Here is a 26,005-nt window from a genome sequence, read left to right as displayed (position 1 = left end):
CAAAGGGATTTCTGGTGTCATTTTGGCAGGATGGGAAATTCAAAAGGAAGAAGTAAAGATTCAAAAAAGGTAATGCGTTTAGTGTCCTGTGCGATCAATTTCATCTTTAAAGTAACTATTCCCCGCCTCATTGCCGGCGGGAGGCTATTTCTTTTGAGACCAAAAGAAACAAAAGTCTTTTTTTTGGCGCACAGGTGCCTTTGGGCGCATATCCACCGCACAGCAAAAAACCGACAGCGCTGATTTTTGCGGCAAGTGCGTAAACGAAAAGACAATGCGAACCCGCGCAAAACCGCTTTCGCTATAGGCTTGGAGGTGCGGTTCGTTCTGAAGTGCTTCGGTTTTTTGCTCTTTCTCGGCACTCGCCGGCGCTCGCATGACGGGACACTTAGTGGATAATTGAAAGGAAAAAATAAAAATCAAAAAAAGTAGCGCGTTTAGTCTCCCGCGCGATAAAGACGGCCTTCCGAGTTTTGGAAGTGAAGCCCGGAAAATCTTTTGCAAAAACATTAAAACTTGCGCTGTCGCGAGCAAACCGCCGATTGTTGCAGAGACTTTGTTAAAGCACAACCGTTCCCACGGCTTCGGTTTGCGCTCAAAGATTTCCCGTTGGCGTAACAAACAAAATGAGGTCAGCCTTGACCTTTGGTCCTTTGCGTCAAGGACAAATGCGNGTAGCATTCTTGAGGGCAATAGAAAACAATAAAAGCTACCGAAAAAAGGACTAGGCATGCCGCGCCAATGAGCGGCGGAAAGCCGAGTGTTGGTGGCAAAATAAATAGGTTTTATAGTTTGATATTTTCCCGCCTCATTGCCGGCGGACGGCTAGTCCTTTTTTCATTTCTTATAGTTGTTTTTAAAGGCATTCAAGAGTGCTTCGCAATTTTAGAAAAAAAGGACCAAAATTCTTTTTTGGCGCACAGGTGCCTTTGGGCGCATATCCACCGCACAGCAAAAAACCGACAGCGCTGATTTTTGCGGCAAGTGCGTAAACGAAAAGACAATGCGAACCCGCGCAAAACCGCTTTCGCTATAGGCTTGGAGGTGCGGTTCGTTCTGAAGTGCTTCGGTTTTTTGCTCTTTCTCGGCACTCGCCGGCGCTCGCATGACGGGACACTTAGTGGATAATTGAAAGGAAAAAATAAAAATCAAAAAAAGTAGCCCGTTTAGTGTCCCACGCAATAAAGACGGCCTTCCGAGTTTTGGAAGTGAAGCCCGGAAAATCTTTTGCAGAAACATTCGTGCTTGCAATGCCCTGAGCAAACCGCCGAATTGATGTAGAAGCATTGTTAAAGTACTTCCGTTCGCACGGCTTCGGTTTGCGTTCAAAGATTTCCCGTAGGCGGAAAGGTCAGCCTTGACGTTTGGTCCTTTGCGTCAAGGACAAATGCGTAGCATTCTTGAGGGCAATAGAAAACAATAAAAGCTACCGAAAAAAGGACTAGGCATGCCGCGCCAATGAGCGGCGGAAAGCCAAGTGTGGGGGAAAAGATTACACAAGGTGAAGCCAAGCCTGTGCCAAGGAACTTGGGGATTGCTTCGCCTGAAAGAGGCTCGCAAAGACTGCGGAAAGTGAGATGTTTCGACGCCCGAGAAATCTTTTTCAGAAACATCATCTAAAAATTGTTAACCCCATGTAATTTCAATTTCTAAAACACCTTCATCCCCTAATAAAAATTAAATTTGGCTTATGGCAAGCTCATCCTACCAAGCGGCGCATCTGGCATCGCCACGTATCGAACAACATTTTTCCGACCTTATCGCGCAGGCGGGTGCTAAAGGCGAATCGGGTTTTGCTAAAGCGCCCAGTACAGGCGTGATTGAAGAAATCATTAACGCGGCGTTTTGGGCTAGCCTGCGGAAAGAAGAGGGTCACTCGCCACGTATCTCTATTGCGTTTCTATCACCACAGCAGGCCGAGCAACCTTTGCTCTTCGGCAAAACCTTGCCCCTAACCGTAAGTGCGCTTACCAAATTGGCTCCGGGTATCGAGAGAGCCGGTATCCACCTAGGCGTTTGGGAGCAAAACGGCGAGCTGTTTATCTGGGGTACCGTGCTTAAAATACCCAATTACTGTTTTGTGCTGGATGTTTCTGAGCCGGGCCTAATTGTGATTAAACACCGCCGCCTGCAAGGTTTTGGCAAGTACACCAACATCGCCGTGCTTAAGGGTGATGAGATTAAAATGCTGAACAAGGATTGCGGACGCCTGCAAGAATGCCCCGCCTTGGTAACGGCGCTGTTAGATATTCATGCGCCCTGCTCTTTTAACGATGGTGTAAACGTGCAGATACAGCTGGCGGTTTCTATGCGGGCGCACCGCCACGGTGCTTTGTTGCTGGTGGTTCCGCCACAGTCTGATGACTGGAAACAATCTGTGGTGCACCCCTTGCAATATCCTGTTTATCCGAGCTTTGATGCTTTGCACTTGCTGTTGACTAGCGACACTGCTATGCACAACGACCAGTTTTGGCAACTTTCTTTACGTAACGAGATTGAAAACATTGCCGGTTTAACCGCGATAGACGGCGCCACGGTGATGAGCAGCCAACACCATTTATATGCCTTCGGCTGTAAAATAGTGCGTAAAGCAAAAGCAGAAACCATAGAGAAAGTTTTGTTTGTTGAACCTGTTTTAGGAAGTAAGCCCACCCAAAAATTCATTTACGAGCTGGGCGGTACGCGGCATTTGGCAGCAGCGCAATTTATTGCCGACCATCCGCAGGCTTTAGCCATGGTAGCATCGCAAGACGGACATTTTACCATTTTTAACTGGAGCGCCCAGCAACAAATGGTACAGGCTTACCGTATTGATAGTTTATTGATGTAAATTAGGCTGCTTGTCTGCCAAACTCATTATTCAATTGCAAGCATCGTATCTTATCCGTGAAGTTTAATTTCAATTTTTGGCGCGCTATATCTTTTGACTTCCAAATTTTGAATTAGAAAGCTACGGGTTTAGCTTCTGACTTTTTAATTTTGATTTTTTAATTTTTACTTTAACGGCATGACTAAATTTTTTACGCTCCTATTTACCTTGTTCTGTTTTACCGCTTTTGCGGCTAAACCAAAGAACACCTATATTAAAATTATCACCAATTACGGCACCGTTTATCTAAAGCTGTATAACGAAACCCCGAAACACCGCGACAACTTCATCAAACTGGCAAAAGAAGGCACGTTAGACAGCACGCTCTTTCACCGGGTAATCCAAAATTTTATGATTCAGGGTGGCGATCCGCTTTCTAAAACGGCAAAACCTGGAGAGCAACTGGGCAGCGGAGATATAGGTTATACCATCCCCGCAGAGTTTGTGCCGGGCATTTTTCATAAACGTGGCGCATTAGCTTCTGCGCGCGATAACAATCCGGCGAAAGCCTCCAGCGGTTCTCAGTTTTACATCGTTCAGGGTAAAAAATATACCGATGCCGAACTAGACGGGATGAACGCCGGCAGGGCCGAAACGTGGAAAATTACACCACAACAGCGCGAAGTTTACAAAACATCGGGCGGGGCGCCTTTCTTGGACGGCTCGTACACTGTTTTTGGCGAGGTGGTAAAAGGCATGCAAATGGTAGATAATATTTGCACCGTAAAAACCGACCGCAGCGACCGTCCGCTGACGGATATTAAAATGAGCGTTTCTTTAGTGGAAGGCAAAGAACTGAAACATTTACTGAAAGATTTGAAAGGCAATTGATGAAAATCATATCTTACAATGTAAACGGCATCCGCGCGGCCATTAATAAAGATTGGCTGGCCTGGTTGCAGGCGACAGATGCGGATGTAGTGTGCTTACAAGAAATTAAAGCTACGCCAGACCAAATTGCCGACATTGTGCTTTTAGAGCAGTTGGGATACAAACATTATTGGTTCCCGGCAGAAAAGAAAGGCTATAGCGGTACGGCTATCCTTTCTAAAACAGAACCTAAACATGTAGAATACGGCTGCGGAATAGAAGCTTACGACCGGGAAGGACGTGTGATACGCGCAGATTTTGAGGATTTTTCGGTCATCAGCGCCTACTTCCCCTCCGGCAGCAGCGGCGAAGAAAGGCAGCTATTTAAATATCAGTTTCTGGATGATTTTGCAGATTACATTGCGCGCCTAAAACTGGAATTTCCGCGTTTAATTATCTCGGGCGATTATAACATCTGCCACAAGGCTATCGACATCCACAACCCAAAATCAAACGCTAAATCGTCGGGTTTTTTGCCCGAAGAGCGTGCTTGGATGGACAGCTTTGTGAACCTGGGTTTTATAGATACGTTTAGACATTTCAACGCCGATCCGCACCATTATACATGGTGGAGCTACCGTGCCGGTGCGCGCGGAAAAAACTTGGGCTGGCGCATTGATTACCACATGGCTACAAACGAAATGGCCCAACATTTAAAACGGGTGGCCATTTTACCGGAAGCTAAACACTCGGACCATTGTCCGGTTTTACTGGAACTGGCATTTTGAACAACAAGCGCAACGCAAAAACGTTAGGTATAGCTCAATGAATTTGTACGAAAATAAACGGCGCTGGAACTACCTTTTGCTGGTGGCGGCTATGATTATTGCCGCTACCTCGCTTTGGTACACAGATTTGCTGGTGCGTGGCATTTCAAAATCAGAACGCACCCGTGCCGAAGTTTGGAGCCAGAGCTTTAAAAAGATGTTTGAGACGGATAACGAGGAGATGATGAACTACCTTTTTACCGTAAAAGACAGCTTGGTGGTGCCGGCCATTGTTACAGACGACAAAGATTCCATTATTACCTATACCGCTTTAGACACCACAAAAACCTTTTATAAGATTGATACCGGCCGCGTTTACGACCCTGCGTATTTCTTGCGCCAGCTCAAAAGCATGAAAGCGCAGCACGAGGCCATCCCGATAGAAATGAACGGAAAGGTGAAGTACGTTTATTATAAAGACAGCTTTCTGCTAACGCAACTGCGCGTTTTTCCCTACATCCAGCTCAGCATTATCGGCCTGTTTTTGATGACGGCTTACCTCATTTTCAACTCCTCGCGCCGAACGGAACAGAACCAGGTTTGGGTGGGCTTGGCCAAAGAAACGGCGCATCAGCTGGGCACACCGATATCTTCCCTGATGGCTTGGGTAGAGCTGCTGAAAGATAAGTTTGATGCCGAAGATGACCCGCTGATCCAGCAGATGGAAAACGATGTAAAACGCTTGGAAATTGTAGCGGACCGCTTTTCTAAAATAGGCTCGAGGCCGATATTGACCAGCCATCCCGTGTATCAAACCATCAAAGATTATGTGGATTATTTCAGCATCCGCGTAAGCGATAAAATCAGCTTTGAAGTTACCGGCGATCAAAACCAGGAAGCTTTATTAAATGTGCCTTTATTTGATTGGGTGATAGAGAATTTGCTGAAAAATGCGGTAAACGCCATTGAGGGCGAAGGAAAAATTTCGGTAAACATCACAGAAAACATCGCTAAACAGCAAATTTATATCGATGTTTGCGATACCGGCAAAGGCGTTCCGCGTTCTAAATTTGAAGCTATCTTTCAGCCCGGTTTTACCACCCGCAAGCGCGGCTGGGGTTTAGGACTGTCGCTTACACGCCGTATTATTGAAAACTACCATAAAGGACAGATATTTGTGAAAGAATCTGAACTGGGCAAAGGCACCACGTTTAGGATAATTATTAAAAGCAGTTTAAATTATGTACCAACCATTCGCTAACGAATACGCACCCTATTACGAAGAATATATTAAACTGGCATCTGCCGGCAATCAGCCAATTTTAAGGCGTTTAAAAAATCAGCTCAACAGCATTGATGATTTCTTGGCCGATATCCCCCAAAACAAATATGATTTCGCTTACGCCGATGGCAAATGGACAGTAAAAGAAGTGCTATCGCACCTGATTGATACGGAACGCATTATGACTTACCGTGCCTTGCGCATTGCCCGCAATGACCAAACTGAATTGCCGGGCTACGATCAGGACGCGTATGTGGCTAGCACAGACATTAGCCAATATACTTTTAGTGATTTGGTAGATGAGCTGGTGATGTTGCGTCAGGCTAACCTATTTTTCTTTAAATCTTTAAGCGAAAGCGATCTACGCAAAAAAGGAACAGCAAACGGAACAACGGTATCTGTAGGCGCCTTGCTGTTTATTATTGTAGGGCATATTGAGCATCATTTTAACGTATTGCGCGAGCGGTATTTGAAGTAATGGAGAGTAGTTAGTGGTGAATAGTGAGTAGGGAGTATTAAGATAAAGCGTTTTTTTATGCGCTTACATTTGTTTTGGATCTAATTGATTAAATGGGCTATTGCTAAGTCTTCATCTAGCAGTGGCCAGTGAATTCCGTAGCCGGATGGAGAAATTTTATAGAAATTACGCTCTATGTCCGAGGCATTTAGTAACTTTTGGGATACCTCTATCAAACTGATGGTATACTTTTTACCATTAACTGTTAGACATAAACAATCCTCTATAAATTCAATCGAGTCAACAATCCGAGTATCAATCATAATCTAGCTTTAAAAAAAACAATCTCTACCCGTAAATAAAAAGTATTGTCGGCACTATCAAATTTACAAAATCATTTCTAACTATAAAACTGTTCCCTAACAGACGGTACGGGATGCGATATTGTATAAATGGTGTTATCTTGCAAGTTCCAACAAACCATTAAACAATCATGTCATTAAAAATTAAAAGTTTTATCACTTTATTGGGTATTGCATTTGGGGCAAATGTGGCTTTGGGGCAAACGGCTAAAGGAAACCAATTTCCGGATGGCACACCCATACCCGCTTGGTTTAGCGATACTAGCCCAGTAAACGTAAAGAAGAACGGAAAAGTTTATGATGTTACTAAATATGGCGTTAAGCAAGACAGTAATTTGCTGCAGACAGAAGCTATCCAAAAAGTAATAGACCTAGCCTCAAAAAAAGGCGGCACGGTGCTTATCCCGAAAGGTGTGTTTTTAAGCGGTGCTTTATTTTTTAAACCAAAAACGCATTTGCACGTGGTAGAGGGCGGCAAGCTTAAAGGTTCTGATGATATTGCGAATTATCCAAAAATTCCTTCGCGTATGGAAGGTCAAAATTTGGATTATTACGCGGCATTGGTTAACGCTTATGGTGTAAACGGCTTTACCATCTCTGGCGGAGGTACCATTGACGGCAACGGCCGTAAATTTTGGGACGCATTTTGGTTACGCCGCACCATTAACCCAAATTGCACAAACTTAGAGGTTTCTCGTCCGCGGTTGGTATTTATCTGGAACAGTAACAATGTGCAGGTAGAAAACGTGAAGCTGCACAATGCGGGTTTTTGGACCAGCCACTATTACCAGTGCAACAATGTTAAAATTATTAATGTAGATATCCGCTCGCCACATGAGCCGGTACGTGCGCCCAGCACAGATGCCATTGATATAGATGTTTGTAACAATGTGTTGATTAAAGGCTGCTACATGTCTGTAAACGATGATGCCATTGCCTTAAAAGGTGGCAAAGGCCCTTGGGCAGATGAAGACAAAAATAACGGCCCTAACACCAATATCTTAATCGAAGATTGCGAATTTGGCTTTTGCCACTCGGCTTTAACGTTGGGTAGCGAATCCATCCACAATAAAAACGTGTTGATGCGCAATTGCCGTGTAGATGAAGCGAAACGGATTTTATGGCTTAAAATGCGTCCGGATACCCCACAGAAATACGAGTATGTAACCGTAGAAAATGTAACCGGAAACGCTTACAGCATGATTTTTGTAAAGCCCTGGACTCAGTTTTTTGATTTGAAAGGCAAAAAAGAAGCACCCCTGTCTTACTCGCAAAACATCACCATGCGTAATCTGGATGTTAAGTGTGATGTATTTTTTGATATTGCTATCACCAAACATGATAGGCTGGCGAATTTCACCTTCGAAAACTTAAAGGTGGAAGCTAAAAACGACAAGTACGATAAAAGTATTATTGACGGCGTAACCTTTAAAAATGTAGTTGTCAACGGAAAGACGATAGATTAAAACGTTTATAAGTCATCGGGCTTAAAGCCGATCCGTCTTCTTTTAGGTGGGTCGGTTTTTTGTTGTACAAGCTGATCAACAAACTGAAAAATTGTTGTGATACTTTTATCGTGACTCGTCAGCCTGTCTTTGATGTCTTTTATTTCAAGGCGCAGCTCGGTATTTTCTGTCAAAAGCTGACGAAGCTTTGAGAAGATCCACACAATTTGGATATTCATTTGAATGGCACGCACACTGTTGAGCACGCTAGAGAGCATCAGAACTCCATGTTCTGTAAAAAAACATAGGGCAACTTACGCCTACCTCCCCAGTTTGAAGTCACAATTTGTGACATCAAGTTTTCCCATTCAGTTTGCTGAAGTTGGAACATAAAATCTTCAGGAAAACGATCAATATTCCTTCGCACCGCTTGATTCAAAACTCTTGTGTCCACCCCATAAAGCTCGGCAAGGTCACTATCCAGCATTACCTTTAAACCACGTATTTCGTATATTTTGTTGATTACATTCTCGTCTGAGACAGTTACAATTGGTTGATTAGCGCGTTCATAAGTAGATTTGGTTTAACCAAAAATAAATTTGCAGGCTATTTTTTCAATGAAAGAAAAGTTTTAGAATCAAAAAAAGCATCTCAAAAAAGATCTTTTTTCTTTACCCTCTCATCCTGCTCCAACCCCGGCCTAATACTTTTTGTACAAATTATACAGCACACATTTGTCCCAGCTGGTCATTACGGCGCTAAGTTCTATTTGCACAAAATGTCGCTTAAACGCGATGATGGCGGCGGACAAATTGCTAGTATCATAACCTATACGACGCAAAGCACCTTCAACATCAAAGTTTGCCGGCGGTAAAGCGTTGGGCATATCGTACCATAAACCAAAACCTGCATCGGCCAGTTTTTTCCAAGGAAACAAAATGCTGGGATCGGCTTTTCTTTTGGGCGCAACATCGGCATGACCGATAAAGTTAGCCACCGGGATATTGTAAGTTGTTTTCAGCTTGGCCAATAAAATAAGCAGGCTGTTAATTTGTGCTTCACTAAAAGGTTCTTTGCCGTTATTGTCCAGCTCAATCCCAATAGAGCACGAGTTCATATCGGTATTGTTGCCCCATTTGCTTAAGCCGGCGTGCCAGGCGCGTAAATCATCGCTCAACATTTGCACCACCTCGCCATCGCGACTTACAATATAATGCGCGCTGGCCTGCGTATGCTCTAGGGTAAAGGTTTTGATGGTTTGCGCTAAAGAATCTTGCGCGGTATGGTGGATAATCACAAAATCGGGCCGGCGCGAACCAAAGTTAACCGTAGGGATGTATGCTGTTTTTATGGCGTTGCCTAAGCTGTCGTAAAGCTCGGGGGCTTGATGCTCATCAATTTTGGTGATGACCTCTTTAACTTTCTCTTCGTGGATTTTTTGAGCTTTTTGATAGGGCTTTGGAGCGCAGGCAAATAATAGGCTTGCCAACGAAACAGAGAGAAGAAGAGCGCGCATCTGACTAATTTTTATGTGGCGCTAAATTAGGTTAAAATTGCGAAAAACTGCGCCAAAGCTTTGCCAAACCTAAGGTCGCCGGTATTTTTGTTGCACTATACATCAATATATTAAACTACCTTTGCGCACATTGCGTTCACCTTTTACAAAGGAAAACCTCATATACAACACATGACATTTGCAGATTTAGAGTTGATTGCGCCCATCCAAAAGGCGTTGCAAACACAAGGATACACCAACCCCACCCCTATACAGGCCCAAGCCATCCCATTATTGTTAGAAGAGCATGATTTGCTAGGCTGCGCCCAAACCGGCACCGGAAAAACCGCGGCTTTTGCCATCCCGATATTACAGCTACTGCACCAGCAAGGGCACCAGCAGAAAGGCTCGCGCAAGATTAAAGCTTTGGTTGTTACGCCCACGCGCGAGCTGGCCATACAAATTGGAGAAAGCTTTGCCGATTATGGCAAAAACCTGCATTTAAAACATACCGTTATTTTTGGTGGCGTAGGCCAAAAAGCACAAACAGACGCTTTACAGCGGGGCGTTGATATTTTAGTAGCTACTCCGGGCCGTTTGTTGGATTTAATTCACCAAGGTTTCATTAGTTTAAAAGACATTAATTTTTTTGTGTTGGATGAAGCGGACCGCATGTTGGACATGGGTTTTATACACGATGTAAATAAAATTGTTGCCCTGCTCCCTAAAAAAAGGCAGTCGCTGTTTTTTTCTGCCACCATGCCTCCGGCCATAGCCAAGCTGGCGAATACCATTTTAAACAATCCTAAAAAAGTAGAGGTTACGCCGGTTTCATCTACTGCAGAAACCATTAACCAAGCGGTTTATTTTGTAGATAAGAAAAACAAGAACGGCTTGCTGATACATATTTTGGATAATCCGGAAGTTAAAACGGCCTTGGTTTTTACGCGTACCAAACACGGTGCAGATAAAGTGGTAAAAGTGCTGAACGCCAAAGGAATTAAAGCGGCAGCTATACACGGAAATAAATCGCAAAACGCTAGGCAAAACGCTTTATCAAACTTTAAAGACCAAACATTGAGGGTTTTGGTTGCCACCGATATTGCAGCGCGCGGAATTGATATTGACGAGCTGGCTTTTGTGGTAAACTATGAGATACCTAATATTTCTGAAACTTACGTGCACCGCATTGGCCGAACAGGACGCGCCGGCGCAAACGGCACAGCCATTTCTTTTTGCGATGCCGAGGAAAAAGCCTATTTAAAAGATATTGAAAAACTGATAAACAGGCAGATTCCTGTGGTTAACAATCATCCCTTTCCGTTTGAAGGCATTGTACCAGAGAAAAACCCCAAAGATTTCAGAAAACCGAAGCCTGCGCAAAACAAATCAAACCCGGCTAAAACAGGGCATAAAAGTAAGCCCGCGCACCGCAAATCATCGGCAAACAATGAAAGTGCTTCCGCATCCAAAAAATCGTATCATAAAAATAAACGGTGGTAACATAAAATTTGTTACGCTGTAACAATACGGCCTTTACCCAATCTATTTGAAGAATTTAAAATTGTTCATCACGGCATTTTGTTGCAAAAAATCAGCATAAACCATGAAATTTATTTACTTATCTTTTTTACTATTTGTTTCTGCACTTGGCTTTGCCCAGTTCCCCGGTGCGGCGCAAAATACCATTACCGGAAAAATTACCGCCACCGTTATTGACTCGGCAAGTGGCAAGCCGGTAGAGTACGCAACGGTTGCTTTGGCTAAAAGCGGGCAAACAAAATCGAGCAACGGCTCTTTGGCAGACGGAAAAGGCGTTTTTAAAATTGAGAACGTGCGCCCCGGCAGATATCGCTTAAGCGTATCTTTTATTGGTTACAACACCAAAGTGCTTGACCCAGTAGAAACCACCTTATCAAAACCCGATTTGAATTTGGGGGAAATTAGGCTTTCGCCGAGCAACAAAGTGCTTAAAGAAGTAACGGTAACTGGGCAGGCCAACATCATAGAAAATAAAATCGATAAGATTGTGTACAACGCCGAGAAAGACGTGGCTGTGGCAGGAGGAAACTCGACCGACGTATTGCGAAAAGTGCCCTTGCTTTCGGTAGATTACGAAGGAAATCTTTCGTTACGTGGAAGCAGTAACGTGAAGGTATTGATTAACGGAAAACCTTCTGGCACCATGGCGGGCAACATGGCTGATGCCTTAAAAGCCATTCCGGCAGATCAGATCAAAAGTGTGGAAGTAATTACTTCGCCATCTGCTAAATATGATGCAGAAGGCACATCGGGCATCGTAAACATCATCACCAAAAAATCTAATTTAGAAGGAATTAGCGGCTCGATAAATGCAGGAGTTGGCACCCGCCAAAACAGCGGAAATGGAAACCTTAACATTAAAAAAGGACGTTTAACCTTATCCGGAAATGCGGGCGGCTACTATTCTTGGCCACAAACCTCAAAACTAAGTTTTAACAAAACCAGCAATGACCAATCGGTTGTTTTAAAGCAGAGCGGCGAAAGCACAACCGAGCGTTTATCCAGCAACGGCTCTGTAGGTGCAGATTATGATATCAACAACTACAACTCCATCAGCACCAGCTTAAAGCTAAACTGGTTTCAGTTTTCTGTTGATGGCAACAACCTTAACCAAAACCAGTTTGGCAATATTTACAACGAGTTTAACCGCAAAAGCGACACTAAAACGCGCGTGATTGGCTACGATTGGAATAACGACTATACCCATAAATTTAAAAAAGAAGGTCAGGAAATTTCGTTTGCTTTCCAATTTACGCGCAGCAACTTGGATAACGACTATCGCTCGGATTTTTTGTTTCCTACCGGCAGTAGCATCCAAGATTCATCAGAACTGGGCAACAGCGATGCAATAAATAAAGAAAAAACTTTCCAGATAGATTACGTGCACCCTTTCAAGAAAGTGGTATGGGAAATTGGTGCAAAAACTATTCTGCGCGATATCAGCAACGACTCTGAAGTAGAAGTGTTTTACCCTTACAATAACTCCACGGTGAGCAATCCCGACAGAAATTATCTGTACAACTACAATCAAAACGTTTATGCAGCCTACTCTACTTTCGGTTTTACTTTAGCCAAAAAATATGGGGTTAAAGCAGGCGCCAGAGTCGAGTCGACCGTGATAGACGGCAACGCAAACAACGGAAGCGCAAAAAACAATATCGACAACAGTTACCATAACATTACGCCAAGTGTGGTGCTATCGCGCAGTTTTAAAAACTTCCAAACGGTTAAGCTAAGTTACAACCAGCGTATACAGCGCCCTAGTTTATTTTACTTAAATCCTTTTCGGGATAGCTCGGATCCATTAAATGCAAGCGAAGGTAACCCTAAACTATCCCCAGAGATTTCGGATAATTTTGAGCTCAACTACTCTACCTTTATCAAAACCACGGTAATTAATGCTTCTGTTTACTACCGCCGGACCAGCGACATCATTGAAAGCGTGGTGAGTAATTATACTTTAGATAACGGCAAAACAGGCTCGTTAACAACCTATACTAACGTGGGCTCCAATAACTCGTACGGATTTAACTTCTTTGGTTCGGTAAATCCTATTAAGCCGCTTACCCTACGTGCCAATTTAAACGTAAACTCGTACGATATTCAGCTAAACAGCCAAAGCGCGGGCGCAAGCGGCGCAAACAACGATAAAACTTATTTGATGTACAACGCTTTTGCAAGTGCTACTTATTTGTTGCCACAAGGTTTTACGGTAGAAACGTTTTTGATTACCAGCTCGCCCCGTAGAAGCTTTCAGGGTAAAAACCCTTCCTTTAGCATGTGGAACATTGGTTTAAAGAAAGAACTGTTTGATAAAAAAGGTAGTATTGGCATAAACGTTATTGATCCGTTTAACGACCGTAAAAACTTCGAATCTGAAATCAAAAGCGCCGATTTTACCCAACGCAGCAACTTTTCTATCCCTTTCCGCTCGGTGGGCGTAAACTTTAGCTGGCGGTTTGGCTCGTTAAAAGTGAGCAATAAGCCGAAACGCGGGGTAAGTAACGATGATTTAAAGCAGGGAGAAAACAACGGCGGCGCACAAGGCGGCGGTGTGATGGGCAACTAGATACTGTTCCTGAAGTTGTTTGCCGTCAACCTGAAAATAATGGCCTAAGTGGTAACAGCTGATCGGGTGGTTATCCAAATATTCCCTTTTAAAAAAAGACCGAATTCTGTTGTCATCCGCCTCCCTTTTTTATCAAATCCCAGTCTCTGGCGATGATTTCTCCGCTGGCCTTGACCGTCCATCGCGCCTTTTTATACACAGAGCCACTTTCTGGCCCCGGACCGGAAAGTCCTAGATACTAATCTCAGGAAAGAATCCCTTGGATTCAAGATCTGCTTTATTGTAACCGGCAGGCTCTATGTTGTTCTCTTCAAGATAGATATGGAGTCCAGATGAATCTTCGTCGACTTCAGTTAATTCCGAAATAATCCAAAATACCTCTGGAAGTAATAGACTGATTAAGGTGTTGCTGGCTTGAGTCAAAATAGAGGTTGTTAATCCGATACAAAGAAAATGAAATATTCATTATCCCCCCAACTTTTCCCTTGATCCCTCTCAACCATTCTTAAATCCTTAAAACCCTTCGGAACTCTAACAACAGTAGGGTTTTAGGCTATAAACAGAAAAAGGCTGGAGATAAATCCAACCTTTCCTTTAGGGTAGCCCCTAGGGGAATTTGTTCCCCTTTATAAACTACAGAATTTCAATGCTTTATATGTTGATAGCTAGTTGACGCACCGAATTACGCACCGCCTTTTTACAACTGTTTCACTTTCTGCAAAAAACTATAATTAAAGTTATTGATATAATTCGTTTTGACAAAGAATAATTTAATCTATCTGATTCAATCTTTCAAGAACACTAAATTTATAGCTTCTCTTTTTTTAGAATACTTGAATTTGCAAAAAATGAGTTTTTACTTAACTCTCCAGATTTTAAAAAACGTTTAACCAATAATAAGAAACGGGCAGTAACCTCCATCTTCTCATCTTCATAAGAATGGGCTTGAACTTCCACAATCAGAAATTTCTCTCCTTCGTTGTTAAAAGCTATATCTCCAACCTTCCAATAACTATGTTCTTTTAATAATTCTTCGTGTAATTCTTTTATCTGATGCTCATGGTATTTTATCCGTTTTGCGAGCATATTGGGAGTTTTAGCAATTACAACTTCAACATCTAATTGTTGAACGATATCATATACACACTGTAGTCGAATTACACTTTCATTGTCTGGTTTTCTTTTATAGTTACTTAAATGGATTAGATGCTTTAGTTCTGAAAGCAAGGCAGTAAAATATAAGGGAGGACTATAAGAGGGTTTATTATTTTTAAATTCTATTCTGTATAAGTCAAACACAACCATGATTATTGAAGCAGTCCAATCATCAAGGGTAAGCCATTCTTTGGCAGTAGTAAATTTTTGAAAAAGTGTTCTGATTTCCTTTTCAATTTGTCGGGCAGCTGGTGTAATAAAATAATTTTCTACTGTTACTTGATATGGAGATTCTCCTAACACTTGTTTAACTCTTCGTCTAATATTTTTGGTATGACCAATTTTATAATAATCTTCACCTGTAACTTTGAATAAATAAACCTTCAATTCATTTGTGAAGTCAACATTTTCAATATATGAGCCTTCCTTATATAATCGTCCATGATATCTGACTATACGTGGAGAATCTTTAAGTAAGATTTCAAATCCCAAACGTTTCAATTTGTGACTTGTTAGTGGACTTGCTTTCTTAAGATTGAAACTTTCTGGCAACAGTAATACTTGCCTGGTCTTAACTTCTTCATCATCATATCCGAAATTTTTTATGAAATAGTCGACAGCTTGATCTTTTGAAGTTGCCTGTATGAACCAATCATCTTGATGACCATTTGTTGAACACCAAAAAATATACTGTCCCATGTTTAATTACTTTAATAGAGTTAAATTAATAAAACCGACTACTATATTTTATAAATTATTAATACTAAATTTATTTGCCCTCCCAAAGGGCATGTTTTTTCATAGGTAGATAGAGGGTTGGACCTATGGTTCAGTCCTTAATTTTTAAAAGCAATATTTAAAGCGTTTGGGCAGATTAAACTTTATGCTTCACTATAAAATTTAATGATTTTAGTTATTGGCTTCAAGAGTAAAATTCTTGAAAGCTTTGTCCATTTTCATCTGAACATTCTGATCACTATTCTTGTATAAATAGTTCCAAGACTTTCTGATCCTGTCATTCTCCAATTGCTCCATTTCGATCTCCTTCTGGTTATTGTTATAATTCACTCCCCATTTGTAGAGATTGGTCAAAGCCAGCATAACCGTTAACCACAGAAACCACCTTCCAAATACAATCCTATAAAACAGCTTGGCATCCTGCTCAGGAAACAGCAGAATCTGAAACTTTCTTTGGATGCTCTTGGGCTGGTTGCCGATCATCAGTTTAATGTCCAGCATCCCTTTCTGTAATAACTGCTGAAAAGGTTTGGTATCTGTACTCAAATTCACAGGCTTCGGCTCTTTGATCTGTCCTTCTAACTCCCTCAATTTCTCTGTTAAAGAATGAGTAGTTTGAATTAGATTATTGATGTTCTGGCTGGTTATTTTCTGCTCCTCTGCAAACTCCTGTAACACCAGTTCCAAGGTGTCTTTATCCATTTCGTTTTGATTTCCCATATGATGTTTTTTTATCGGCTCATCTGCCTGTGTTTTCTCTTTTTATTTCTTCTGGATTCTTTGATGAGTTCGGTATTGTCTACATCGTTTCCATGCTCCGGTCTAATCAGTTCATCCAGTATTTTTGATAGTTGCTTTTCAACCGCTCCAATTATTTCCGTTTCATAGTGTGCCTGGTGTCGATGATCTGAAGTTTGGAAGGGCCGGCTTTTCTGATGAGCTTGTCTTTGAGGTGATTTCTCTTTTTCCTGTTTAAGCTTAATCTTCAGTTCCAGTACCTTCTCTATTTTCGAGAGGGAGAAACCCAGCTCACTTCCTTTCACTTTCACCTTCTTGTCATCAATGAAAGAAATGCCCCTTCCTTTAATGACCTGATAACCGAGTGATCTCATTTCCTTTTCAAAGAAGGTATAGCTTTCCGATTTCTCTAAGCTATTCCTGATGTCTTTCCTCATCCGCTCCTTCCTGCTGTCATGCCGCTGGATTCTTCTGTCCTTTGGAGATAAGAAAGCTCTCGGACTTAAGACCTCCTGTAATCCATATTGCTTCTCCAATCTCCTGCAAAGATTTGACATCCTTTTGTAGCTGTTGCCATCTTTAGCCGCTTTACCATCAAAGCCCACTCTGTTGGCCGCGATATGGATGTGCTGTTCTTTGGTGTCCTTATGCAGTACACAGATATACTGATGATCGCCCACTCCGAACTCTTCCGCACAGGCTTTGCCCATCTCTGTCAACTGTGCTTTTGAAAGGACTTCACCGGGAGCCAAACGAAGGGAGAGATGGAGCACCGGCTTCTCACACCTCCTGCTCAGTTGCTGAACATCCCTGAACTGTGCTGCCAGTTCCTTTTTGTTTCCAAAGCACTGGTTATAATGGAGTACTTCTGCCCTATTTTTGTGGTTCAGCTGTTCAGCCTTGGATAGTTGCTCTTTCTGCCCCTCACTCAGTTCCCTCTTATCTTCCAGACAATAGCTGATACAGTGGTAAGCTGATTTCCCTATAGAGACATGGCCGATCATTTCAGTTTCTCTTTGATCAATATGGCCAGCTGTTTCACCTCGATGGACTGCACATTCAGTCTGGCCCTTTCCAAAGGATTGAGCTCATCCAGACTGTTACGCTTCTTGGCAATCTGGTTCAGGTTGGCAGCAAGGTGATTGAGTGTCCCGGTCATGGATAAGATTTCCTTACCGAGTGATCTGTTCTTCAGGTCAACCTTTCCCTTCAGTCCCAAATCCCGCAGGTATTCGGAGGTACTCAGATGTACAGCTTTTGCCTTTGATTCAATAGCCTTCTTTTCATAGTGTGTACACTTGATGGTGATATAGACATCACGCTTGATCTCTTTTCTCGGACGTCCTCCTTTATTTCTGGTCTGCTTTTCCATGATGGTTTTAGGGTGTCAGTTTTTAGAATGCGCTAGCATGAGAAAAATCTTTCTGTGAATCCCAGAGGATGAACAGAAACCAGCGTTTTGGTGCAACCAAAACATAGCTGGCTACCTGCTACACGGCAAAGGGAGTTCTTTAAGGTCAGGTTCCTGCAAACCATTATGAATTACAATCTGACTTCCCTTAAAATGATCATAAGAAGGAGAATAATCTATATATCCGAAACTGACCAGGTCACGGATACATTTATGATAAGTGGCCGTTGATCTGATCTTGCTGAGTTTCATCAGCTGTCTTCTGGAAATCCTGAAAGGGATGCTGAAACGGCTTCGCTCCCAAAGTGAAAATAGGGAGATATAGAGACAGATATGAGAAGGATGAAGACGATTATCCTGAGAGATAGGAATCAGGAATTGGGTGAGACTAGGCATGATCACCTCCTTCCAACAAGCGATGAATATCGGCAGTTTTGTAATACATGGTTCCCCCGATTTTGGTGAAGCGGAGCGTTCCGTTGATACGCAAATTCTGCAAAGTTCCGGGAGAGATATTTAACAGTTTTCTGACTTCTGCACTTTTCAGCCATTGACGGGTTACATTACTTTCTGAAGGTTTAACAAGTTTGGAGATTTCAGCTAACAGTTCAGACTTGAACTCAGATAAATCTTCTTTAGTGATGATTTCTACTGACATGATTTAATGTTTTATAGGGTTCATATTCTCAATGGCAGCAGAACAAAAGAAATAGTACAGTGCCATTGGTTACCCTACAAAAGTCAGGAGGAAGAGGTGCTTTTGGATGACCAAGGGAGTCGTTTGGTCATGGGCAGTGAGTAAACAGGGGATCAGTCCTTTTGGTCTACCGAAATGATCCTAAAAAGTTTGTCAGATTCCGGCACTTCGGACCCCTTGATCAGCTTAGTATTCCTGTTAGCTGGGAAGTAATTTCGGGCAGTGTTGATGGGGATTTCCTTCTCACCGTGAAGGAAATATTTAGATAGCATTTTGTACCATGGGCTTTGGGTCTGGGAGCGGAACAGCTTCTTTTCATCAGGGGAATTTAGTTCCTGAAGCTGTCTGAAAAGATCAATAACCGTGGCCAGTTTGCCATTTGTGATACTGATTTTCTCAGCCGGTTCATATTGGTTCAGCTCTTTGATCTGTGCTTCCAGTTCTGAGATCTGATCCATCAGTTTTTGAATCCGTTCTTCCTTTTCTACCAGTAAAATCTCCAATGATTTATGATGGTTCCACTGGTCGATGGAATGGAGAAATTTTAGAAAGAGGTTTAATTTCTCCAATGATTGTTTGTTCAGAACATGTCTTGAACCGAAAGGAGTTTGCTGTTTGTGGTACTGGATTCTGGAGGTAGTTAACTCATAAACGTAACGGAAGAATTCTTTTTCTTCAAGATTGCTTTCTTTCAGAAAATAGGCTAAATGATATTGATAGAAGGCTGGATATTCAGAATCTCTCAGCTTGTAAAGTTTCAAAAAAAAAATTGTCGGCATGTGATTTATAAAATGTAAAGGGTCTGCCAAGCTCAAATTTATGAGGTGAAAAGTTGAAGGGATTGCGGAGTTTGAAGTAGGTGTTGCTCATGTTTCTGGTAGATGATTTGGGAGATTTGGAGCAAAAATCTATCCAATTCAAAATCTTCACTTTTGTAAAATATCAATAAGAATATAGAATCACATAATTATATTAATTTATAATTTCTACGTTAAAAAGTCTCTTCAAGTCTTTCTTTCCATTTTTTCCAGTCAGGCATTATTGTTTCTTGAAGTTCGTAGAATGCACGTGTATGGTTGTGATGCACCAAGTGACACAACTCATGAATGATGACATATTCTATACTTCCTTTAGGTGCTTTGATCAATTCAGGGTTTAGAATCACTTTTCCTTTGGGTGTACAACTTCCCCAACGTGTAGGCATTTGCCTGATTTGAAGCTCTGGCTGATCGATATTGTATCGATTAAAAAGCGGTAGTATCTTTTTTAGGGTTTCCTCAAAGTGAATAGCAGCCTTATCTCTATACCATTCTGACAGGAGGTTTTTGGCTGTTGTATTGTCTTTTTTCAATATCAATAGCCTTCCTCTAAACAGTTTCACTTCATTGGTTGCAGCTTTTTCAACTCTAAGTTTGTACTGCCTTCCCAAATAAAGATGGGTTTCACCATTGATGTATTTGCGTGGTGGTGTTAGCGGATGATAGGAAAGAAACTCAAGTTGCTGCTTGATGATCCAAGGTGCTTTCTCCCTGAGTTTTGTTTTCAATTTCTCCTCTGTGGTGTCAAGGGGAGCAATCACCCGTACTTTACAATCGGGATAAACCCGAATGCCGAGTGTTTTGCGATCCTGATAGGAGAGTTCATAATTGATCTCTCTGGAACCAAAAACTAAGGATTCTATCGTGGCTGTTTCAGACATATTTCAACTTGGCTACTTTAAGTCCTTCTTCTACCAATTCATCAATCAAATCAAAAGGTAACTCAATGTCCTGCTGAGCTTTTAAGTCAAACAGATAGTCATCAATATCAATCTTAATTCTGCCTTCAATGTCTGATTTATTTACCCAGTCAATAATAGGCTTACCATTTTCAAAGACTATGGATTTGATGACCTGATCGATACCCTCAGCCATAATAGCGGCTATATTTTCGGCACCTTCGGCACGTTTTAAGTGACCCTTGAAAATCTCATTGACCAAGTTGTAGATAGCAATTCCTGTATCATTTCCAGCGAGGTTTTCAGGTACATTATCCTGTCTGCCATTATGGAATTGATCTTCATATTCTCTTGCCTTGTTCAGATAATCGGCTTCTGAAATCCGGTGCTGGTGATAATCTTCTATGGTATCCCGAATAAGCCTTGATAGCTTCTTGTAATACACAGGATCTTCATTCATTTTCACATTGATTGCTTTGATGGTCCTGCTTGCAATGTGATCTGCTTTGGCAGCTTTGCTGGTTATCTTCTCAACTTCACGGTCTCTTTCTTCTTTGTCAAAAATGTTGACCATTTCAGTGATGCGAAGAATTTCACCTTCTGTGGTGATATGCTTGTCAATGAGCTTTTGAACTTGTGGCTCATATTCTTTGTATTCCAGATCGTCAAAGTATCTGCGTTTGACAGAGATTCTCAATCCAAGGAAGAATTTAGCATCCTGCTTGTACTTGTTGATTTGTTGCTCCGGTGTTTTACTTATAAACTCAAAACTGGATAGAGCGAGCTTTAGCAATCGAGAGAAACCAGATACCTTTTCATAGAAGATGTGTCGAATAGCTTCATCCTGCAAAAGCTCTTCATAAGCAGGTTCGTCATACTTGTTTTTGACTTCTTTGAAGATGTCCCATACTTCTGAATGAGCCTGCGGTAACTTCTTGATTTCTTCACTGATGTTGGTCAATGTACCTTCCAGATCAGCTGCATCATAGTTGTTTGTACCTGAGTAGGTTTCCAATGCACTGTCAAGATTCTCCAGATTACCATAGTAATCTATAATTAGACCATGTTCCTTGCCTGGAGCTAAGCGGTTTACTCTCGCAATCGCTTGTAATAGAGTGTGTTCTTTGAGTTGGCGAGTGAGGTACAAAACGTAGTTGTTGGGAGCATCAAAGCCAGTAAGCAGCTTGTCTACCACAATGATTATTTCTGGGTGGTCTTGCTTTTTGAATGAGTTAATTAATGATTTTTCATAGTTTTCAGGACTGCCATATTTATCCATCAGGGCTTTCCAAAACTTCAATATCAAATCGTCACTTTCTTCAAAAGCATCCTCATAGTTCTCTCGTACATCAGGTGGGGAGATCAGGACTTCACAGGTTACTTTTCCAATTTCCCTGATAAACTCACGGTATCGGATGGCTGTAGTTTTATTGGGTGCTACCAACTGACCTTTGGCCTTTAAACTACCAAATAGAATATCCTGAACGTTTTGCTCGTAGTGATCTGAAATGTCCCATGCACGGGCATAGATTACCTCCTCAGCTTTATTCAGTTGATTGGTGGAGCTAAACTTTCTTTTCAGTGCAGCTTTACCATAAGGGGTAAGCGGTTCTGAAACCCGATCAAAGTAATTATCCAAAGGTTTTTCGTTCACTTCAATCAAGTTGTGACGACCTTCATAAAGCAATGGAACTACGGCCCCATCTTCAACTGCATCAGTGATGGAGTATACATCTATTAAGCCTCCAAAGCGATTCGCTGTGCTCTTCTCTTTCTTCATTAAAGGTGTTCCGGTAAAGGCGATAAAGCAGCCTTTTGGAAATACCTTTTGCATTTTGATGTTGAATGTGCCGTATTGACTTCTATGGCCTTCATCTACCAAAACAAAGATGTCAGGGGAATCAAAGCCTTCTTTAGCTCGATTGACAGCCGCTTCAAACTTGTGAATCAAGGTAGTGATAACCGTATCACCTATGCCGGAGAGAAGCTCTACCAAGTGCTTGCCTGTTTGAGCATTCTCTACTGGTATTTGACATTTTTTGAACGTCTCCGTGATTTGATCGTCCAAATCAATGCGGTCAGTAACCAAGATGATCTTAGGATTCTTGATTTGAGGGTGTGTAGCGATCAGTTGAGCCAACATGACCATAGTGAGGGATTTGCCACTTCCCTGAGTGTGCCAGATTACACCACCTTTTCTTAGTCCTTCACTATCTGTCTTAACTACCTTGTCCAAAGTGTTATGAACGGCAAAGTATTGCTGATACCTTGTGACCTTCTTGATGCCGTCATCATACAGGGTGAAGTTGAAGAATAGGTCTAAAAGTCTTTTTGGCTGACAAAAGCTAAATAGTAGCTTGTCCTGCTCTGTTATCGCTTGTTCTTCCTTTTCGAGGTTCTGGAAGAAAGTCCAGACGTTTTTGTAGCGTTCCAGAAATAGCGTGGTTCTTTCGTTAGCAGGAAGTGGCTGATTTTTTAAGGTCTGGAGTTTATCGAGCCATGCAGTTTCTTCTGCTTTGGTTTTAAAGAGTTCTTTCCAGAAGCTCCAAAACTCTTTCTGGGTGGCTGTTGTAGCGTATTTGGCTTCATGGGTGGCCAATCCCATAACCAGGTTGGAGTATTGATACAATGCACGTATTCCGTCTTCCTGCTGATTCCTAAGATGCTGCTCAATTGACTTGTCAATTGCGTCTTTGATCTTTGGACTTTTGCACTCAATAACCACAACCGGAATACCATTGATAAACAATACAATATCAGGACGGTAATGCTCGCTACTGCCACTTCTGAGTACACTAAACTCTTCTGATACGTGGTAGGTGTTGTTTTCAGGATGTTTCCAATCAATGTAATGGAATGAGAAGCTCTTTTTATCACCTAAAACAGACTGCTCAAAGCTCCTGCCCAAAGTGATGAGTTCATAGAAGGCTTTATTGGCAGCAATAAAACCATCCTGAACAGGAAGGTCACGAATGGCGAGAATTGCATTGTTTACGTTGGCATCAGAAAAGGGAAACTCCTTGCCCTTGTATTCAATGGTGTTGATGACTTGAAGTTGATCCTTCAAAATGGTCTCCAACAACACATTGGATGTCCTGCCTCCACGGGCTTCTAAAGCCTGCTCGGGAGAGAGGTATTTCCAGCCCATATTCATAAGCAGCTTCAGTGCGGGAAGCTGTGATATGTGGTCTTCTTTAAATGATGGTACTGCCATTTTGTGAAACTTTATTATAAATATCGCGTTAAAGGAAGTACAAAAGGTTTATATATAATAGTATTGCAAAACTGGAAAACTATTTACACCTTTGCACTGCTCATTCTTCCATATTAGGAGAAAGGAGTTTCGAAGCTCGATACATCCAGATATGTACCGAGCTTTGCGTTTTAATATACCTCTGGTAATCTCTTTTCACTTTTCTTCTCAATTTGTTTCTTACCACCAGGTTCGTTTAAATGGTAAGCAGTTAACAAATAGTAATCAGTACCGCTACGTTGCGGCTCTAAAATAATTACATATTGTTGTTCTCTATCGTAAATGTATGTTCTTATAACATCTACCCTATTAATTCGATCCGAATAGCTAAACACTTCCATATTTTCTTTTTTTGATTCATCAATATGAAATTTTATCCAATGTAAGCGAACAGAGCGAGCCATTTCAAAGGAGCGAGTTCCTAACTTTTTACCCTTTTCATCTTTATCATCGCGAGTAATGAGATGATGAAAAAGTGTTTGCATAGGTGGCATTCCTTCTATTTTAGTTGGCCTAATTTGTTTCTCACGAAATTTGAAATTGCTATTATTCACCATATCTCTATCAAAAATACCTTGCAAGGAAACCCTGCGTTGCTGTTCACCTAAATGAGCAATTTCCAAGAGTTGCGAGTATGTTTTAGTTAAATTTAAAGGCATACCACAAATTATTTTAAGTCAATATGAAACAGGTTTAACTTATTCTCATTTTTCGGAGTTGATTGGGTAATAGGGTTTTTGCAGTGGCTTTCAATTTTTTCAATTAGTTTGTTTTTGGCAATAACTTTATTTTCCCCACGTAACTTGTAATTAATGGCACCCATAATTAAGTCTGTTAATTGCATCAGGCTGCTTTCATGAGAGTGCATAAATTGAAAATTCCGTATAGATGAGTTATGCTTTAACAGTTCTTTTAATGCCGCTAACTTTTTATGACTAATGGTATCTTTTATATCAAAATATATATTGTAAGTATATTCCAGATTAATTTTATGATGTAAAAGCTGATAGTACATTTTAAAATAAAAATCATTGTAGGTAAAACCTGGTAGCGACTCATCTATTTGAGATTTCTTTACAATAACAGAACGGAAAGCCAAATCTGTAGCAAAAAAATATTCAATTAAATCTGAATAATAGGGGTATTGGCCACCAGACACATTAGACCATTTAATCTCGCCTTTAACTTTATATTTACCTTTTAAATGCTTTAAAAATTCTTTATGCTGCTTAAGTTGATTATGGGCAGAACTTACATAAGCAATCATCATGTATGGCATACCATCGTTTTGAAGGTGTGTGCTTTCGTCGCAATAGAAGTTGAAGGTCTTACTCATCTTATTTGTCTTTATGTTTTTGACTGATCTTGATAAACTCTTCTCTCGGAATGCAGCAATCAATTACTTGCTTGCCACTTCCGCAAAAGCATGGGTCAGTCATGCTCAGGTACGATTTCTTAACTATAAACTCTTCGGCCTCACCTTCACCAAATTCCACATCTTCACCCTCTGAGGCTTTGAAAATCTTGTCCATTGTGGTCTTCATCTTGGAAAGCGTTTCCTCTGATAAGTTTCGGTTCATATTGCTGCTTTTTGGATAATCGAAATACTCTTTCCATAATCCATAAGTCAGGGAGTCTTCAAGGATAGGAGGCTCATAGACGTATTTCTTCTTGGCTTCTTCACCTTCTTTTTCCAGATAATCCACTATTTGCTTAAAGTCATTCTTCAGCTCAGTACCTACAATGAATTGCTGATCTTCTCTGATTAGAAGCGGGGCAAGCTGTTTGTGAATTTTATCATTGGAAGTAAACACATTACAAAAGGGCAGATAGTACAAGTATTCCAGGTCAACCCGATTTGTAGGTCGTGTGCCAATTAGTTCACTTTGAAGCCCGAGGTGAAATAGCAGATCCACTTTAAGGCAATATGCTGTGTACGGAGCAAAGTCTGCAAGCAGTGGACGACCCTTAGCTATCCAGCGAGCAAATATTCTCATACCATCAATTTCCCCCTCACCATAATTGTCAATCATGTAAGCAAGGAGACGGTCTTGTAAACTATGGTCGGACAAGACGGAGTTTACTTTCTCATGTAGCTGATCAAATGATTTTAACCTTTCATGCTCAGTGGCCTGGAGAATTTTCTGTAGGTTTTTGAGAAGGTTTTCATGTGTGGTTAAGGTTCTCCATAACTGGGAAAGGTCATGATCAGCATCTGTGAACTTCCCATCCTTCCACTTATAAATAGCTTTTTCTTCTGCCGTTTCCCTGACTACCATTCCTTTTCTATGGGCATCAGGTTGTACAACCTTCTCTATGTCTAGGGTGGGTCTTCCATCCATTTCCACCGGTTCACCGGATAATTCCCCCTTTACCAATGTCCTGTAGTAAGCATTGACTACACTGTACATTGGGAACAACTTTGTTGCAAAGTCTTTAACCCTAATGTCAGATGGTGTTTTGCCTTCTTGCGTTTCCTTTTTCAGATCACCAAGGATCTCCATCACCAATACAGGAGCTACATTGTGCTTGTAATAGCTACTAAGCCTCATCAGCTCCGGAAAGCCGAGAGATTGGAAAGTGGATTTATCTATGGTGATGGTTATGTTCATTCGTGGTTGTTGGTTTTAACTCTTATTTCACCTGTCAATAGTTTCTGCATCAAACCTTTCTTTTGCTCTTTTATAGGGTTTAAGTA

Annotated in this window: 24 protein-coding genes; 8 read left to right on the top strand and 16 right to left on the bottom strand. The window is 41.5% G+C overall.

The features are described from left to right. Nucleotides 1-885: 885 nt before the first annotated feature. Nucleotides 886-1,287 (bottom strand): hypothetical protein, encoded by a 402-nt coding sequence (locus BCY91_RS17500; protein WP_147387958.1) that lies wholly within the window; start codon nucleotides 1,285-1,287, stop codon nucleotides 886-888. Between the two features lie 403 nt (nucleotides 1,288-1,690). Between BCY91_RS17500 and BCY91_RS16785 the strand changes: the two genes are divergently transcribed. From BCY91_RS16785 to BCY91_RS16765, 5 genes are all read left to right on the top strand, one after another. Beyond that, nucleotides 1,691-2,830 carry a putative sensor domain DACNV-containing protein gene (locus BCY91_RS16785; RefSeq protein ID WP_120183206.1) on the top strand — a complete coding sequence of 380 codons (1,140 nt, stop codon included), beginning with the start codon at nucleotides 1,691-1,693 and terminating at the stop codon, nucleotides 2,828-2,830. A gap of 177 nt (nucleotides 2,831-3,007) precedes the next feature. After that, nucleotides 3,008-3,700, top strand: a complete 693-nt coding sequence (locus BCY91_RS16780; protein ID WP_120183205.1) for a peptidylprolyl isomerase — start codon at nucleotides 3,008-3,010, stop codon at nucleotides 3,698-3,700. Next, on the top strand, nucleotides 3,700-4,467 hold the full coding sequence (locus BCY91_RS16775) for an exodeoxyribonuclease III (protein ID WP_120183204.1): 768 nt from the start codon (nucleotides 3,700-3,702) through the stop codon (nucleotides 4,465-4,467). The genes BCY91_RS16780 and BCY91_RS16775 overlap by 1 nt, the downstream gene beginning before the upstream one ends. 37 nt (nucleotides 4,468-4,504) lie before the next feature. Next, nucleotides 4,505-5,707 carry a sensor histidine kinase gene (locus BCY91_RS16770; RefSeq protein WP_120183203.1) on the top strand — a complete coding sequence of 401 codons (1,203 nt, stop codon included), beginning with the start codon at nucleotides 4,505-4,507 and terminating at the stop codon, nucleotides 5,705-5,707. Beyond that, nucleotides 5,688-6,206 (top strand): DinB family protein, encoded by a 519-nt coding sequence (locus BCY91_RS16765; protein WP_120183202.1) that lies wholly within the window; start codon nucleotides 5,688-5,690, stop codon nucleotides 6,204-6,206. The genes BCY91_RS16770 and BCY91_RS16765 overlap by 20 nt, the downstream gene beginning before the upstream one ends. Before the next feature lie 80 nt (nucleotides 6,207-6,286). Here BCY91_RS16765 and BCY91_RS18115 read toward each other — a convergent pair whose 3' ends face one another. Beyond that, nucleotides 6,287-6,508, bottom strand: coding sequence for a DUF2442 domain-containing protein (locus tag BCY91_RS18115; protein ID WP_120183201.1), 222 nt, complete (start codon nucleotides 6,506-6,508; stop codon nucleotides 6,287-6,289). A gap of 170 nt (nucleotides 6,509-6,678) precedes the next feature. Here BCY91_RS18115 and BCY91_RS16755 point away from each other — a divergent pair, with 170 nt between their 5' ends. Next, complete coding sequence (locus BCY91_RS16755) at nucleotides 6,679-8,013, top strand: rhamnogalacturonidase (RefSeq protein ID WP_120183200.1); 1,335 nt, start codon at nucleotides 6,679-6,681, stop codon at nucleotides 8,011-8,013. A 5-nt stretch (nucleotides 8,014-8,018) separates the two neighbouring features. Here BCY91_RS16755 and BCY91_RS17920 read toward each other — a convergent pair whose 3' ends face one another. From BCY91_RS17920 to BCY91_RS16745, 3 genes are all read right to left on the bottom strand, one after another. Beyond that, nucleotides 8,019-8,270: a hypothetical protein gene (locus BCY91_RS17920; RefSeq protein ID WP_245989233.1), complete on the bottom strand. Its 252-nt coding sequence runs from the start codon at nucleotides 8,268-8,270 to the stop codon at nucleotides 8,019-8,021. After that, nucleotides 8,270-8,479: an ORF6N domain-containing protein gene (locus BCY91_RS17915; protein WP_245989232.1), complete on the bottom strand. Its 210-nt coding sequence runs from the start codon at nucleotides 8,477-8,479 to the stop codon at nucleotides 8,270-8,272. Before BCY91_RS17915 ends, BCY91_RS17920 begins: the two co-directional genes overlap by 1 nt. Nucleotides 8,480-8,692: 213 nt before the next feature. Beyond that, complete coding sequence (locus tag BCY91_RS16745) at nucleotides 8,693-9,508, bottom strand: N-acetylmuramoyl-L-alanine amidase (protein ID WP_120183199.1); 816 nt, start codon at nucleotides 9,506-9,508, stop codon at nucleotides 8,693-8,695. A 171-nt stretch (nucleotides 9,509-9,679) separates the two neighbouring features. On the opposite strand from BCY91_RS16745, the gene BCY91_RS16740 reads away from it, so the two are divergent. Beyond that, on the top strand, nucleotides 9,680-10,990 hold the full coding sequence (locus BCY91_RS16740; protein ID WP_120183198.1) for a DEAD/DEAH box helicase: 1,311 nt from the start codon (nucleotides 9,680-9,682) through the stop codon (nucleotides 10,988-10,990). A gap of 103 nt (nucleotides 10,991-11,093) precedes the next feature. Further along, nucleotides 11,094-13,598, top strand: a complete 2,505-nt coding sequence (locus BCY91_RS16735; protein ID WP_120183197.1) for a TonB-dependent receptor domain-containing protein — start codon at nucleotides 11,094-11,096, stop codon at nucleotides 13,596-13,598. A gap of 807 nt (nucleotides 13,599-14,405) precedes the next feature. Here the strand turns inward: BCY91_RS16735 and BCY91_RS16725 are convergent. The 11 genes from BCY91_RS16725 to BCY91_RS16670 form a co-directional block, all read right to left on the bottom strand. Further along, nucleotides 14,406-15,452, bottom strand: coding sequence for a GIY-YIG nuclease family protein (locus BCY91_RS16725; RefSeq protein WP_120183196.1), 1,047 nt, complete (start codon nucleotides 15,450-15,452; stop codon nucleotides 14,406-14,408). Between the two features lie 210 nt (nucleotides 15,453-15,662). Further along, nucleotides 15,663-16,211, bottom strand: a complete 549-nt coding sequence (locus BCY91_RS16720) for a hypothetical protein (protein WP_120183195.1) — start codon at nucleotides 16,209-16,211, stop codon at nucleotides 15,663-15,665. An 11-nt stretch (nucleotides 16,212-16,222) separates the two neighbouring features. Then, nucleotides 16,223-17,233: a relaxase/mobilization nuclease domain-containing protein gene (locus BCY91_RS16715; protein WP_120183194.1), complete on the bottom strand. Its 1,011-nt coding sequence runs from the start codon at nucleotides 17,231-17,233 to the stop codon at nucleotides 16,223-16,225. Beyond that, entirely contained in the window at nucleotides 17,230-17,601 is a 372-nt protein-coding gene (locus tag BCY91_RS16710) for a plasmid mobilization protein (protein ID WP_120183193.1), read from the bottom strand. The genes BCY91_RS16715 and BCY91_RS16710 overlap by 4 nt, the downstream gene beginning before the upstream one ends. A 427-nt stretch (nucleotides 17,602-18,028) precedes the next feature. Beyond that, nucleotides 18,029-18,298, bottom strand: coding sequence for a helix-turn-helix domain-containing protein (locus BCY91_RS16700; RefSeq protein ID WP_120183191.1), 270 nt, complete (start codon nucleotides 18,296-18,298; stop codon nucleotides 18,029-18,031). Nucleotides 18,299-18,450: 152 nt separating this feature from the next. After that, nucleotides 18,451-19,116, bottom strand: a complete 666-nt coding sequence (locus BCY91_RS16695; protein ID WP_120183190.1) for a hypothetical protein — start codon at nucleotides 19,114-19,116, stop codon at nucleotides 18,451-18,453. 212 nt (nucleotides 19,117-19,328) lie between these two features. Further along, complete coding sequence (locus tag BCY91_RS16690) at nucleotides 19,329-20,036, bottom strand: M48 family metallopeptidase (protein WP_120183189.1); 708 nt, start codon at nucleotides 20,034-20,036, stop codon at nucleotides 19,329-19,331. Then, nucleotides 20,029-23,268: a type I restriction endonuclease subunit R gene (locus tag BCY91_RS16685; RefSeq protein ID WP_120183188.1), complete on the bottom strand. Its 3,240-nt coding sequence runs from the start codon at nucleotides 23,266-23,268 to the stop codon at nucleotides 20,029-20,031. Before BCY91_RS16685 ends, BCY91_RS16690 begins: the two co-directional genes overlap by 8 nt. 170 nt (nucleotides 23,269-23,438) lie before the next feature. Further along, nucleotides 23,439-23,966 carry a hypothetical protein gene (locus BCY91_RS16680; RefSeq protein ID WP_120183187.1) on the bottom strand — a complete coding sequence of 176 codons (528 nt, stop codon included), beginning with the start codon at nucleotides 23,964-23,966 and terminating at the stop codon, nucleotides 23,439-23,441. Between the two features lie 8 nt (nucleotides 23,967-23,974). Further along, nucleotides 23,975-24,643, bottom strand: coding sequence for a DUF3800 domain-containing protein (locus BCY91_RS16675; protein WP_120183186.1), 669 nt, complete (start codon nucleotides 24,641-24,643; stop codon nucleotides 23,975-23,977). Nucleotide 24,644: 1 nt separating this feature from the next. Beyond that, entirely contained in the window at nucleotides 24,645-25,919 is a 1,275-nt protein-coding gene (locus BCY91_RS16670) for an SEC-C domain-containing protein (protein WP_120183185.1), read from the bottom strand. Between the last annotated feature and the right edge of the window lie 86 nt (nucleotides 25,920-26,005).

It is taken from the genome of Pelobium manganitolerans, from assembly GCF_003609575.1.
GTDB classification, from domain to species: domain Bacteria; phylum Bacteroidota; class Bacteroidia; order Sphingobacteriales; family Sphingobacteriaceae; genus Pseudopedobacter; species Pseudopedobacter manganitolerans.
Note: the sequence above shows the minus strand (reverse complement) of the source record. Positions and strands in the feature narration are given on the sequence as shown.

What these genes read in the sequence shown, in the direction of transcription:
- BCY91_RS17500 (WP_147387958.1), bottom strand. Translation starts at nt 1,287, where the DNA reads ATGCTTCTACATCAATTCGGCGGTTTGCTCAGGGCATTGCAAGCACGA.
- BCY91_RS16785 (WP_120183206.1), top strand. Translation starts at nt 1,691, where the DNA reads ATGGCAAGCTCATCCTACCAAGCGGCGCATCTGGCATCGCCACGTATC.
- BCY91_RS16780 (WP_120183205.1), top strand. Translation starts at nt 3,008, where the DNA reads ATGACTAAATTTTTTACGCTCCTATTTACCTTGTTCTGTTTTACCGCT.
- BCY91_RS16775 (WP_120183204.1), top strand. Translation starts at nt 3,700, where the DNA reads ATGAAAATCATATCTTACAATGTAAACGGCATCCGCGCGGCCATTAAT.
- BCY91_RS16770 (WP_120183203.1), top strand. Translation starts at nt 4,505, where the DNA reads ATGAATTTGTACGAAAATAAACGGCGCTGGAACTACCTTTTGCTGGTG.
- BCY91_RS16765 (WP_120183202.1), top strand. Translation starts at nt 5,688, where the DNA reads ATGTACCAACCATTCGCTAACGAATACGCACCCTATTACGAAGAATAT.
- BCY91_RS18115 (WP_120183201.1), bottom strand. Translation starts at nt 6,508, where the DNA reads ATGATTGATACTCGGATTGTTGACTCGATTGAATTTATAGAGGATTGT.
- BCY91_RS16755 (WP_120183200.1), top strand. Translation starts at nt 6,679, where the DNA reads ATGTCATTAAAAATTAAAAGTTTTATCACTTTATTGGGTATTGCATTT.
- BCY91_RS17920 (WP_245989233.1), bottom strand. Translation starts at nt 8,270, where the DNA reads ATGCTCTCTAGCGTGCTCAACAGTGTGCGTGCCATTCAAATGAATATC.
- BCY91_RS17915 (WP_245989232.1), bottom strand. Translation starts at nt 8,479, where the DNA reads ATGCTGGATAGTGACCTTGCCGAGCTTTATGGGGTGGACACAAGAGTT.
- BCY91_RS16745 (WP_120183199.1), bottom strand. Translation starts at nt 9,508, where the DNA reads ATGCGCGCTCTTCTTCTCTCTGTTTCGTTGGCAAGCCTATTATTTGCC.
- BCY91_RS16740 (WP_120183198.1), top strand. Translation starts at nt 9,680, where the DNA reads ATGACATTTGCAGATTTAGAGTTGATTGCGCCCATCCAAAAGGCGTTG.
- BCY91_RS16735 (WP_120183197.1), top strand. Translation starts at nt 11,094, where the DNA reads ATGAAATTTATTTACTTATCTTTTTTACTATTTGTTTCTGCACTTGGC.
- BCY91_RS16725 (WP_120183196.1), bottom strand. Translation starts at nt 15,452, where the DNA reads ATGGGACAGTATATTTTTTGGTGTTCAACAAATGGTCATCAAGATGAT.
- BCY91_RS16720 (WP_120183195.1), bottom strand. Translation starts at nt 16,211, where the DNA reads ATGGGAAATCAAAACGAAATGGATAAAGACACCTTGGAACTGGTGTTA.
- BCY91_RS16715 (WP_120183194.1), bottom strand. Translation starts at nt 17,233, where the DNA reads ATGATCGGCCATGTCTCTATAGGGAAATCAGCTTACCACTGTATCAGC.
- BCY91_RS16710 (WP_120183193.1), bottom strand. Translation starts at nt 17,601, where the DNA reads ATGGAAAAGCAGACCAGAAATAAAGGAGGACGTCCGAGAAAAGAGATC.
- BCY91_RS16700 (WP_120183191.1), bottom strand. Translation starts at nt 18,298, where the DNA reads ATGTCAGTAGAAATCATCACTAAAGAAGATTTATCTGAGTTCAAGTCT.
- BCY91_RS16695 (WP_120183190.1), bottom strand. Translation starts at nt 19,116, where the DNA reads ATGCCGACAATTTTTTTTTTGAAACTTTACAAGCTGAGAGATTCTGAA.
- BCY91_RS16690 (WP_120183189.1), bottom strand. Translation starts at nt 20,036, where the DNA reads ATGTCTGAAACAGCCACGATAGAATCCTTAGTTTTTGGTTCCAGAGAG.
- BCY91_RS16685 (WP_120183188.1), bottom strand. Translation starts at nt 23,268, where the DNA reads ATGGCAGTACCATCATTTAAAGAAGACCACATATCACAGCTTCCCGCA.
- BCY91_RS16680 (WP_120183187.1), bottom strand. Translation starts at nt 23,966, where the DNA reads ATGCCTTTAAATTTAACTAAAACATACTCGCAACTCTTGGAAATTGCT.
- BCY91_RS16675 (WP_120183186.1), bottom strand. Translation starts at nt 24,643, where the DNA reads ATGAGTAAGACCTTCAACTTCTATTGCGACGAAAGCACACACCTTCAA.
- BCY91_RS16670 (WP_120183185.1), bottom strand. Translation starts at nt 25,919, where the DNA reads ATGAACATAACCATCACCATAGATAAATCCACTTTCCAATCTCTCGGC.